We start from the raw sequence: 11,879 nt of genomic DNA, 5'->3' as shown, positions 1-11,879 counted from the left end.
TTAATTTTTTTTGAAACATAATGCTACAACCGCATGAGTAGAATCTCGTTCATCTGCTTCACTACCAAAGTCAATGTCGCCTTTTTCCGGAAACTTCAATTTACCGCCTATTTCTTTCATAAAAAGATCAACTAAATACAATCCGAGTCCCGTCCCGGAATTGAGAGGTTTACCGCTTACAAACGGTGTGGTTAACATCTCTTCCGGCATATTAAACTCATTCCCCGAATCAGCTATAACAATTGAATGATAGCCGTCTATTGCATCGGTTACTTTAATCGTAATACTTCTATTTGACTCGTCTTTTGATATACACGTCCAAAAGATTGCGTTATCAAGCAAATTTAGTAACATTGAAATTGATTGAGTTTCCGGCAACTTGCCCATTAATTCAGAACTTGAATATTCATTAATTAATTTAATTTTATGATCTTTAAATCTAAAGCGGACGGTATCCAAGGCTTTTTCAACCAACTTGCTTAATTGAATACTTTTAATGTCGCTTTTTTTCAATATATAGGAACTGCGTTCTACTATTTTATTGAGCATCTGAACATAATACAACGAATCATCATAATTCTTTTCTTGTATAGCTTTTATACTTCTAGCAATCATTTTCTCTGTCTCATGTACAATGACACCTAAACTAAGCCCTAAGCCCGCTTGTTTGATCAAAAGGTCTTTTATATTGTCGTAACTATTTTTGATTCTTCCGACATAACTTAATAACTGTGTTTTTGTCTCTTTTGCTATATCTTTATCATCGGCTACGCGGATATAATCTTCCAAATCATTCAAATCGGAAACTACCGGTTCAGATCTCTTCTCACTATTAAATACAGCCTTTATTCTTTGCTTGTCGAGATTTATTTCACGTACAAAAAGACTTAAAACACATTCAATTGCTTTTTCAAATGCCTCGTATGCTTCATTTTCAATAAAACCCTCTCGATTCGTTTTTTCTTCTAGCGCTCTGCTCGTTTTTCGATCCAAATTCACCGCACCGAGAATAATATTATTACTAATATTTCCTCCAACCCTTCCGACACGTTTAGCATCAATACCTAACCAATCATTCCCCTGTTCACCGTAATTAAATACCCGAATCCCATCTCTAAAAACTCTTACGCCGCCGTTATATTTTAAATATTCATTTACGCTTTGAATGCCGAACGGATAAAAGTTTTTCAATAAAGTATTTTTTTCAAAAACAAAAAGTTTAAATTTTATTTTTCCTATTTCATAATCTTCTAAATCAATAACTTCTTTCTTTTTTGTATCTATCTTTTGATATAAAGTTTTGTCGATTTCGTCCAACGCATCTTTATTTCTACCCTCAATCTTATCTATTATTGTTGTCCAAGGAGCAAATTCATAATCGAATTCTAAAATTGTAGAACCGCTAATAGTGGCTTCACATTTATACATTGCCGTCTGCAAGATATCTTGTACTTTCGGCAAATTATCAAATAGTTTCGGGTTATTTGAAGTTGCCTCTACCGTAAAAAGTTCAGTAGACTCAAAAGGCGTACTAAAGGTTAGTAAAGTGCGATAAATATCTCTTAATTTTCCTCTTGAATCCCAATTGCCTTTCAATTGACGAACTTTAAGAAATGTGCCGGTTGAATTATTTTTAAAAATAACCGGATTGTCTTTTTCTTCAATTTTGATTATAAACTGTTCAAGAGAATGAATATTTTCGATCTGATTCCAATCGATATACACATGTACTTCTTTGTCGTCTCTAGTCTTCGTATACATTTCAATTATATTGCCCAATTTATGTACGCTAAGACGACCTATTCCTTTTTCACCTAAAGGTAAACGGCCGCATGAATTTTCTTTGGTATTTTTTGCTTTATTGTCCGTTCCTATCGTTAGCCATACATTTTGGATAGTAAATAGGTTCATGCCAAAGCCGTTGTCTTTAATCATAATTTCATTAACAATATTCGGATTATTATCAGATGTCTGAAAGAAAATATCACATCGAGAAGCACAGGCATCATAACTATTTTTCACGAGTTCAAAAATAGCAATAGACTCGTCTTTGATTAAATCATTGCCCAAATGTTTCAATACTCTCGGTGATATGTTGAATGTTTGATTTATAATCATAATATTGATCTCTCTTCTATAATATTAATACACTGAGTTACATTGTTTTTTATATCTATCCCCCAGAATCTTAATACCTTCCATCCCTCGGTTTCAAGGATTCGATTCACTTCTTGATCTCGTTCAATGTTACGTTTAATTTTTGCTTCCCAAAACTCGTTATTGGTTTTAAATTGTTCTCCTGCGAGAAACTTTTTACCGTGCCAAAATTCGCTATCGCAAAAAATTGCAATCTTTTGTTTATGAAAAACAATATCCGGCTTGCCAAATACCGTTCTATCGTTTACTCGGTAACGATATCCTCGTTTCCATAATTCGCGACGCAGTAATAGCTCAATACCGGTATTTTTTGATTTGATTTTTTTAGCTGTTTTGGAATCCATTTTAAAGATATTATACAGAAAAATATTCTTTATTAAACAAAAACATTACACTACCTTCGCTTTGTAATTTATACTTTAACATGTAACTCAACCACCTCAACCGTTAAACGGTACACTCATACATGTAAGACCCGCTTCGGCTTTGACAAATTCAGTGATGTTGCAGGAGTCGACGTTGTAGCCGAGCGATTTTACAAGGGCTATGCTTTTGGGGAAGGCTTCGTTCATACAAAGAATGTCGCCCATTTTAAGGACGTTTGCGCCGAAAGGTTCATCCTCTGGCACGGCGATTTGCGTAAAACCTTCAAAGGCATTAGCGTCCACCCACGCGGCGTTGATCAGTACGGTTTTTTCATCGAGCGCGGTGCATCCGGTTTTGAGGTGCAAACACCCCGTGACGTTGACGGGAATGACGCTGTAGCCGTACGGTTTGATGATGGCTTCCAACGCTTGGATGCCTTCCTTATTCGTGCGAGGCGAAAGCCCGACAAAGATCTTCTTGCCGACTTTAAGCACGTCGCCGCCTTCGATTTTGGCGGGAAGTTCGATGCGTTTAACCGTGCGATACTTCGCAAAAACTCTTGCCATCGCTTCGCTCTCTTTTCTTCGCGACGCCACGCCCATGGAGGTCAAAACGGCGATCTCGTCAAAGACGATAACGGGGTCTTCCACAAAGACGCTGTCGGGACAATCTTGATTTTCGTCCAAAACGACGACGGTTGCACCGCATCGCTCCAACATCGCGCAATACGCCGCATGTTGGGCGGTCGCTTTTGGCATATCGATGGGTTCGCTTTGTAAAAACGTGAGTTCACAGTTTTGCAATTTTGGGGAAGGTAGGTGCGTTATGGCGTAAAACATTAAAAAAACTCCAATTCTTCTTCATCGTTCGAAGGCGTGAGCAGCATCTCAAATTGAATAATGCTCGAAAAAAGCGATGCGTCTAGATAGTGAATATCCACGGCGGTTTTTTCTTTCAACACCGCGTCCGTCCACGCGATTAAATCCTCGACGATCGCGTTTAATATCACCATAATTTTCTTTTGATCGCCGTGCGTCGCCAACAAAGGCATATGTGCCGACAATAACGCAGAAAGTTTCGAGAGGGTGAATCCCAAGTCGCGAAATTCCATATTTTTTTCCAAAACGGCGGCATAGGATTGAAATCGTTCGTTGACATGTAAGAAATACGCCTCATCATGCGCAATCGTTTCGTCTTGTACGCTTTGAGCAAGATCGTCGCAACTTTCCAAGATATCTTCAATATCCAACTCGTCGATGCTACCCTCGGCACAAAAATCAACGGCGCTTATTTTCACCGCGTCTTCGTAGTGCATCTTTTGCATATCCGAAGAGAGCACTTCCGAATCGTAGATGAAAAACTCCTCTTTGCTCTCGTTTTCTTTGGCGAACGATTCGTAAACGAACTGCTCGATGCTCTCTATATTTTTTCCGAAGCGGTCTTCGTTTTCGAAATGCTTTTGGTTCCACTCTTTGCACAACGTAAAATAGAGCGAATAAAACTCTCTAAGATTTTCAACCGGAATAAACTTCTCTTTATGCTTGAGCGCACCCTCTTGGATGTAAGCCCGCGCTCTTTTGAGATTCGCGTAAATATAAACGGTCAGCTTCGACACGGCAAGGTTATGTACTTTGGCGACTTCGGGATCTAAAAGGTACTCCGAAAACCTCGGATCTTCGATAATAAATTTTTCAAAAGGTAAAACCACATCGTCTACCAATGCCTCAAGATTTTTCCTGCTAATTCCCATGCCGACCCTTTCCGTTTAAATCAAAAAAAGCATTGTAGCATAGCTTTAAAGCCTCACGCTCTTTTTCTTTTAAGCCGAATCGAAGTAGCATACAGACGCGTGAACATAAAGGAGATACGATGAACGATCACGAGCTTTCTTTATCCGAAGTAGAAGCTATCGATGCGTATTGGCGTGCGGCAAATTACCTTTCCGTCGGACAAATTTACCTTTTGGACAACCCGCTTTTAAAAGAGCCTTTAGCGTCAAAGCATATCAAACCGCGCCTTTTGGGGCATTGGGGGACGACGCCGGGGCTCAATTTTATCTACGCGCATATGAACCGGCTGATCCTTAAATACGACATCGACGCCCTGTTTATCGCAGGTCCAGGACACGGAGGTCCCGCCCTCGTCGCCAATACCTATTTGGAAGGCACGTACAGTGAATTTTATCCCGATATTACCCGTGACGAAAAGGGACTTCAAAAGCTCTTTAAACAGTTTTCCTTTCCCGGAGGTATTCCCAGCCACGCCTCACCCGAAACGCCCGGTTCCATTCACGAAGGGGGCGAATTGGGTTATGCGCTTTCGCATGCCTACGGAGCGGTTTTCGACAATCCCGATCTGATCGCGTGTTGCGTTATCGGCGACGGCGAAGCGGAGACGGGAGCCTTAGCGACCGCATGGCACTCGAACAAATTTTTAAACCCCAAACGCGACGGTGCCGTTCTTCCGATCTTGCATCTCAACGGCTACAAAATCGCCAATCCGACCGTTTTGGCACGCATCTCGCACGATGAACTTGAAAAGCTTTTTATCGGCTACGGGTACGAGCCTTTTTTCGTTGAAGGCGACGAGCCTATGAGCATGCATCAAAAAATGGCGCACATCCTCGAAACCGTTACGCTAAAAATTAAAACGATTCAGCATGAAGCACGAAACGAAGGCAAAACGGCGCGTCCTATGTGGCCTATGATCGTGCTCAAAACGCCCAAAGGCTGGAGCGGTCCCAAAGAAGTGGACGGACTTCCAACCGAAGGGTCGTGGCGTTCGCATCAAGTCCCGCTTGCCAATCTCGATCACAATCCCGAACATATCGCTCTTCTTGAACGCTGGCTCAAAAGCTATCGCCCCGAAGAGCTTTTCGACGCAAACGGCACGCTCGTAGCAAAACTTGCCGCCTTAGCCCCCAAAGCCAAGCGACGTATGGGAGCCAATCCGCACGCCAACGGCGGCTTACTTTTAAAACCTTTAGCCCTGCCTCCTTTTAAAGATTACGGCGTTTCCATCGACGCACACGGTACGACGACCGCCGAATCTACCCGCGTTTTGGGCAACTTTTTACGCGACGTTATGCAAGGCAACCCCGATACGTTTCGCGTTTTCGGCCCCGATGAGACGGCATCGAACCGTCTCAGTGCCCTCTTTGAAGTTACCGAACGCGCATGGATGGCGGAACGCCTCGACACCGACGATCATTTAGCACCGCACGGACGGGTAATGGAAATACTCTCCGAACATACATGTCAAGGGTGGCTTGAGGGCTATTTGCTCACGGGAAGGCACGGTTTTTTCTCATGTTACGAAGCGTTTATTCACATTATCGACTCGATGTTCAACCAACACGCCAAATGGCTAAAAGTCACGAGCCGCGAAATTGCGTGGCGCAAACCCGTCGCATCGCTGAACTACCTTTTGACATCACACGTCTGGCGACAAGACCACAACGGCTTTTCGCACCAAGACCCCGGATTTATCGACGTCGTCGTCAATAAAAAAGCGTATATTATCAACGTCTACTTTCCGCCCGACGCCAACACGCTCTTACATGTCGCCGCGCGTTGCTTAAGCAGTTACGATGCCATCAACGTCATCGTCGCCGGAAAACAACCCGAATTGCAATGGCTGGGCATCGAAGAAGCGGTGCTTCATTGCGAAAAAGGAATGGACGTTTGGGCGTGGGCTAGCAACGACGCCAACCAAACGCCCGACGTCGTGATGGCGTGTTGCGGAGACGTTCCTACTTTAGAGACACTTGCCGCCGTGACGCTTTTACGAACGCTTGTGCCGGAATTGATCGTGCGCGTGGTCAATATCGTCGATTTGATGTGCCTGCAAAAAGAGCATCCTCACGGTTTTAGCGACGAGGCATTCGATGCGCTTTTCCCCAAAGACGTACCGTGCATCTTCGCGTATCACGGCTATCCGTGGTTGATTCATCGCCTAACGTACAAAAGAGCGTTTCACGACCACTTACATGTCAGAGGCTACAAAGAAGAGGGAACGACCACGACGCCTTTTGATATGGTCGTTTTAAACGATATGGATCGATTTCATTTGGTCATGGACGTCATGGAACGCGTCGATAAAATGCACCCTTACGCCGAAACAATCAAAGCGTCGATGCACGCAAAACTGACATGTCATAAAGAGTACATCCAAACCTACGGTCAAGATATGCCCGAAATCCAAGAATGGCAATGGAAACCTTTCGTTTAACCTACTATGCTACCATACGCTCTTCAAAACACGTCAAGGATACACGATGAGATCTATATTTATACTGCTTTTTGCCTTTTTAACGCTCTTCGCCGCCGACAAAAGTTACGAATACGGCGATTTGGAAGAGCGACACGACGGCCTTTTAATCGAGGTTAAAACCCACAACCTTGCCAACGGCATAGGGAAATTTTACTACGCTTCGGGAAAACTCCGCGGTGAAACGCCCTTTAAAGACGGTAAACGCGAAGGAATGGGAAAAACGTATTACGAAAGCGGCGAATTACAAGGCGAAGCACCTTTTAAAAACGACGTGATCGAAGGCGTTAAAAAGAGCTATTTTACCTCCGGACGCCTCCAAAGCGAAACACCGTTTCAAAACGACCAAGCCGAGGGAATCGCCACGTTGTACTACGAGTCGGGAAAAATCCAAAGCCAAACGCCTTTTCACGCCAATAAAGCCGAGGGCGTCGCTAAGATTTTTGACGAAAACGGTAAGCTATCTTACGAAGTAACGTTTGAACACAGCGTCGCGATCAAAGGCTTTGCCTACGATGCCAAAGGCTCCAAAACTCCGATGAGCGAAAACGAACTTAAAACCGTCGGCCTATAAAACCGTGCGCGCCAACGCTTGCATATTTTTTGCGCTGACATGTAAGGCTTCAAGCTCTTCGGGGAGGAGCTTGTAGTTTAATATTTTCGTAGCACCCTTGCGCGTCACGACGACCGGCACGTTTAGCACAACGTCAGTTAAACCGTACTCTCCTTGTAAATACACCCCCAAAGGAAGCACCGAATGTTCGTCGTTGGCAATTGCGCGAATAATGCGAAACACGCTTGCGGCGGTACTGTGGTTGGTGTTGCCTTTATGCTTGAAAACCTCAAATCCCGCGTTAATCACGTCTTGGTAAATCTGCGCGCGATCGAGCAAGGCTAAACCGTTGAGTTCGCAAAACGTATCGACGTCTAGCCCGCAAATATTGCAAATACTCCACGGAAGCGTGCTTCCTTTGCCGTGTTCGCCCAAAATATAGCCGTTGATATTTTTAGGATCGATGCCTACTTTTTTGCTCACGATTTTCATAAAACGTGCCGTATCGACCAACGTTCCCGCACTGATCAACCGCTCTTTAGGATACAATCCCTCTTTATAAGCGATGTGCGTTAAGACGTCGACGGGATTCGTGACCATAATGACGATCGCTTGCGGCGCATACATGTAAAGTTCGCGAATGATTTTTTGAATCAGCGCGGCGTTTTCACCCAAGAGCTCGTCCCTGCTTTGTCCCTCTTTGAGCGTAATACCCGCCGTAACGACGATAACGTCGCAATGCGCGCAATCGACGTAATCGCCGCTGTGCAAATGCGTATTGCGGGCGTAGGTAAACGACTCGACGAACGAAAAATCCGCCACTTCGCCTTGTGCTTTTTCTTGGTTGCGATTGACCAAAACGATCTCGCTCGTACTGCCTAACGTTAAGAGGTAATTAACCAATTCGACGCCCACGCCGCCCGCTCCGATAATTCCAACGCGCATCTTTTGTTCCTTGATGAAAATGGAAAAGTATAGCACGCTTGCACCCAAAAAAGATCGTAAAAATTAAGCAGTCTCAAAGTGCCGCCGAAGGAACGGGGCGACTCAAAAAATAGCCTTGAAAAAAACGACACCCCATGTCGCATAAGAGGGCGTATTGCTCGTACGTTTCCACGCCCTCGGCAACGACGTCGAGGTGAAATTGCCGAGCGATACCCAAAATCGTCCGCACCAAAATAATGTCGGCAGAATCAAACGTCAAATCGCGAATAAAAGTTTTATCGATTTTGAGCTCATGAATCGGCAAACGTTTCAAATAGGCTAAGGAAGAGTACCCCGTTCCAAAATCGTCGATCGAGAACGAAATACCGAGTTTGCTTAGCGTATGAATTTTACGCAACGAGCTTTTCAAATCCTGAATCAAAAGGCTCTCGGTCAATTCAAAACGCACTTTGGTCGGGTCACATTGCACATGTGAAAGCAATGCTTGGACGGTGGAAATAAAATCTTCTTGCTCGAATTGTTTGACGCTGATATTGATCGAAAGTTGCCAACGGCATTTGAAAGGGTCTTCTTCCCAACGTTTTAGCTCGCGAAACGCTTCGCTTAATATCCATTTTCCAAGCGGCACGATCAATCCGCTCTCTTCGGAGAGCGCAATAAAACGATCGGGCGCGACCTCGCCTTCGCCCTCTTTGTACCAACGCACCAAAGCCTCCGCGCCTATCACGCTCATAGGTGCGTCTTTTGCGTCGCTCGTCCACTGTTTTTGGTACACCAAACGCATATGACCCAAAGCAATCGCATCGCGCAATTGCGCCAATAAATCGACCCTTTCTTCCAATTTGCGTTGAATCGAGGGATCAAAAAAAGCGATCGTATTGCGTCCTGCTTTTTTTGCTTCGTATAACGCGTTATCAGCATATTGGATGATTTGATCGACCGTGTATTCGTCTTGGTCGAAAACGACGATACCGATGCTAGACGTTAAGAGAAACGTATGCCCTTGCACGTCTAAAGGTTCGGCAAGCACTTTGAAAAATGAGGCGGCGTGCCGATGCATTTGAGCTACCGTATCGTCAAAAGTACCGAATTGAGAGTGCAACACGATAGCAAACTCGTCGCCGTTTAGATGCTCCAACTCCGAAAATTTCACCAGAGACGCCAAGCGCTTCGTTATCAGCGACAACACTTCATCGCCGATTGCATACCCGTGCACGTGGTTGATCGTTTTAAAATGGTCGATATCGAGTAGACATAACGCACTTAAGCTTTGATGCAACGCGTTATAACGCATGGCTTCTTGCAGCATCGCATGTAAAAATAAAAAACGGTTAGGAAACTGCGCTAAAAAATAACGCTTCAAAGGAAAACGCGTCTGCGTCTTTTGTTGCAACATCAAAAGCATTAAAGTAGACCCGCTTGGATGCAACAGTCTTTGATAAACGACGACGGGAACGCATTCGCCCCGTAGGTCCAATAAGGTCGAGTATTGCGGACGATCCTTATGAAAGACCAAGCAAGCGTCCGCAAAAAACGTGAGAACGCTTGGATACGGACGTGTCTTGTCAAAAGAGGCTAAAGCGTCTTGAAGCGACCGGCTGAGTGCCAGCACGCGGTACGCTTCGTCGCAAACAAAAACGCCCTCACAAAAGAGCTCGGGCATCGCATCGCAAAAAGCAACGATGTCTTCCGCCGTTTCTTCAAGCGACGGCGACTGCCGTGATTTTCCCGTTACATACGGCGTCGTCATGACCTCACGCTCACGCCGTTTTAAATGCTGCAAGCGTCACGCTGAGTCCCTCGGACAACTTCGCCAAATGCTCGGCGGCGGAAGCAACTTCTTCGACGCTACGGGCATTGGTGTTGGAAAGTTGGCTGATATTTTGGATACGTGCGATCACTTCGGACGTTTTGATGCGTCCCGTTTTGGTATCTTCCACCGTTTGCTGCGCCATCGCTTTTGCTTCGTCCATATTGTTGACCGTTTGCAGCATTAGAGTTTGCGCACTTTGCGCCTTCTCGCCCAAAGCTTTGATCTGTGTCGCGCCCGTTTTCATCATCTCTGCCGTCGTGTTGACCGACTGAACGATAATCGCCACCGTGGCGTTGCTTTCTATCAAACTTTTTTGCGTTCTCTCGGCTAATTTACGAACCTCGTCGGCAACTACCGCAAACCCGCGTCCGTGGTCTCCAGCACGCGCGGCTTCGATCGCGGCATTCAGTGCTAACAGATTCGTCTGTTCGGCAATATCCGCGATGACCGATAAAATTTGCTTGACTTGCTCGACGTCGCGATCCAACTGTTCTAAGCGCGTCGACAAATCCATTTGCGTAACCACGACCTCTTGCAAATCGGTCGAAACGGTTAAAACTTCCTGTGCCGAGCTTTGCAATTCAGTAGCGACTTTGGTAATCAGCAATCCCGAATGATTGGAACTCTCTTCGCTTTTTAGTAAAATTTCTGCGACGGCTTTAGTCGCTTGCGTCGTCTCCTCGACGTCTTTAGCGGTCTCTTCGCTACGAACGCCTATTTGCATCGACGTACTCGAAAGCTCTTCAGAAACCGCCGCATTTTCAACCGCCGTTTTTTTGGCGTCGTCTAAGGCTTTTGCCAATTGCTTCAAAAGGTGGTTGAGCACGGAGGTGATGTGCGAAATTTCATCTTTATTTCCCGTATCGATCACGTAATGCAAATCTTTATGCTCTTCGATATAACGACACCCATCGATCGCTTTTTCGATGGCACGGCGAATCGCTCGGTTAATCACAAAAAAAATGAAAGATGCGACGACAAAAATCGCAAAGGCAAAGGCAAGTCCCGTGGTTTTTGATTGATCCAACTCGTCAAACGAACGTTTTTCGATTTGTTCTACCAAGGTCTTGACCGACTCCAAAGTTTTATAATAATACGTATTGGCGTCTTGACTGATTTGCTCCAACTTCTTTCCGTCCGCCGAAGCGCGAAATTCCGCCGTTTTAATTGCATCTTTATACTGTCCGACCAGTGCGAAACGCTCAAGATTGACTTTATGGTACGCCTCAAACGTTTGACGTGCATTTTGAAGAATTTTTTGCGTTTCTTCACTTTTTAATAAAGGAAGCAAAGCTTCGGCTTGTTGTAAAACCGCTCGGTACGTTTTGGTGTAATTATCGAGCATTCGCTCTTCGTAAAAGAGTTGATAGCCCCTCGTGTGCACCGCAAGTTGAGAACTAAGCAGCTGCATCTCTCCTGCACGCTTGATCTTATCCGCCGCAACTTTGGCTCCGTCGGTATTGTGCGAAAGCAAATACCCTAAACTCACAATAGCCACCAAAAAAACCAAGAACAAAAAAATCAAGAACAAAAAAATCAATTTAGCACGAATCGTCTGAAGCATAGAAGTCCTTCGATGAGAGTTTTGAACGGTCGTTTTTTCATGCATTGCGATGCTAGAGCGCGCTTTAGGGCTTACATGTTAAAACGCTATCCTTTTGAAAAGCACTGGGAAAATCATACATGTGCTTTCGTCCTAAAAGCGTCATCGATCTTCTCGTGCGTTATGACTTAAATATGACTTTCGTATGCTAAAATTTAAAAGCATCCACCTAT

9 protein-coding genes are annotated in these 11,879 nt (G+C 44.8%); 2 read left to right on the top strand and 7 right to left on the bottom strand.

Annotated elements, in window-relative coordinates; translation table 11 throughout:
- From OA34_RS01640 to OA34_RS13425, 4 genes are all read right to left on the bottom strand, one after another.
- Complete coding sequence (locus OA34_RS01640; protein ID WP_039672089.1) at nucleotides 1–2,118, bottom strand: ATP-binding protein; 2,118 nt, start codon at nucleotides 2,116–2,118, stop codon at nucleotides 1–3.
- Nucleotides 2,115–2,501 (bottom strand): very short patch repair endonuclease, encoded by a 387-nt coding sequence (locus OA34_RS01635; RefSeq protein WP_039672088.1) that lies wholly within the window; start codon nucleotides 2,499–2,501, stop codon nucleotides 2,115–2,117. The genes OA34_RS01640 and OA34_RS01635 overlap by 4 nt, the downstream gene beginning before the upstream one ends.
- A gap of 96 nt (nucleotides 2,502–2,597) precedes the next feature.
- Nucleotides 2,598–3,362, bottom strand: coding sequence for a dimethylarginine dimethylaminohydrolase family protein (locus OA34_RS01630; protein ID WP_039672087.1), 765 nt, complete (start codon nucleotides 3,360–3,362; stop codon nucleotides 2,598–2,600).
- Complete coding sequence (locus OA34_RS13425) at nucleotides 3,362–4,273, bottom strand: hypothetical protein (RefSeq protein WP_286682792.1); 912 nt, start codon at nucleotides 4,271–4,273, stop codon at nucleotides 3,362–3,364. Before OA34_RS13425 ends, OA34_RS01630 begins: the two co-directional genes overlap by 1 nt.
- 119 nt (nucleotides 4,274–4,392) lie before the next feature.
- Here OA34_RS13425 and OA34_RS01620 point away from each other — a divergent pair, with 119 nt between their 5' ends.
- Both OA34_RS01620 and OA34_RS01615 read left to right on the top strand, forming a co-directional pair.
- Nucleotides 4,393–6,753 carry a phosphoketolase family protein gene (locus OA34_RS01620; RefSeq protein WP_039672086.1) on the top strand — a complete coding sequence of 787 codons (2,361 nt, stop codon included), beginning with the start codon at nucleotides 4,393–4,395 and terminating at the stop codon, nucleotides 6,751–6,753.
- 46 nt (nucleotides 6,754–6,799) lie between these two features.
- Entirely contained in the window at nucleotides 6,800–7,366 is a 567-nt protein-coding gene (locus OA34_RS01615) for a toxin-antitoxin system YwqK family antitoxin (RefSeq protein WP_039672085.1), read from the top strand.
- Here the strand turns inward: OA34_RS01615 and OA34_RS01610 are convergent.
- From OA34_RS01610 to OA34_RS01600, 3 genes are all read right to left on the bottom strand, one after another.
- Nucleotides 7,361–8,290 (bottom strand): lactate/malate family dehydrogenase, encoded by a 930-nt coding sequence (locus tag OA34_RS01610; protein WP_039672084.1) that lies wholly within the window; start codon nucleotides 8,288–8,290, stop codon nucleotides 7,361–7,363. The two genes, OA34_RS01615 and OA34_RS01610, sit on opposite strands and share 6 nt — an antisense overlap.
- A 73-nt stretch (nucleotides 8,291–8,363) precedes the next feature.
- Nucleotides 8,364–10,040 (bottom strand): putative bifunctional diguanylate cyclase/phosphodiesterase, encoded by a 1,677-nt coding sequence (locus tag OA34_RS01605; RefSeq protein WP_286682791.1) that lies wholly within the window; start codon nucleotides 10,038–10,040, stop codon nucleotides 8,364–8,366.
- Between the two features lie 10 nt (nucleotides 10,041–10,050).
- Nucleotides 10,051–11,667, bottom strand: a complete 1,617-nt coding sequence (locus OA34_RS01600; protein ID WP_039672083.1) for a methyl-accepting chemotaxis protein — start codon at nucleotides 11,665–11,667, stop codon at nucleotides 10,051–10,053.
- Nucleotides 11,668–11,879 lie beyond the last annotated feature (212 nt).

The sequence above is a fragment of the Sulfurospirillum sp. MES genome, assembly GCF_000789415.1.
Taxonomy (GTDB): domain Bacteria; phylum Campylobacterota; class Campylobacteria; order Campylobacterales; family Sulfurospirillaceae; genus Sulfurospirillum; species Sulfurospirillum cavolei.
The sequence above is the reverse complement of the archived record's forward strand: the minus strand, read 5'-3'. Positions and strand labels throughout refer to the sequence as shown.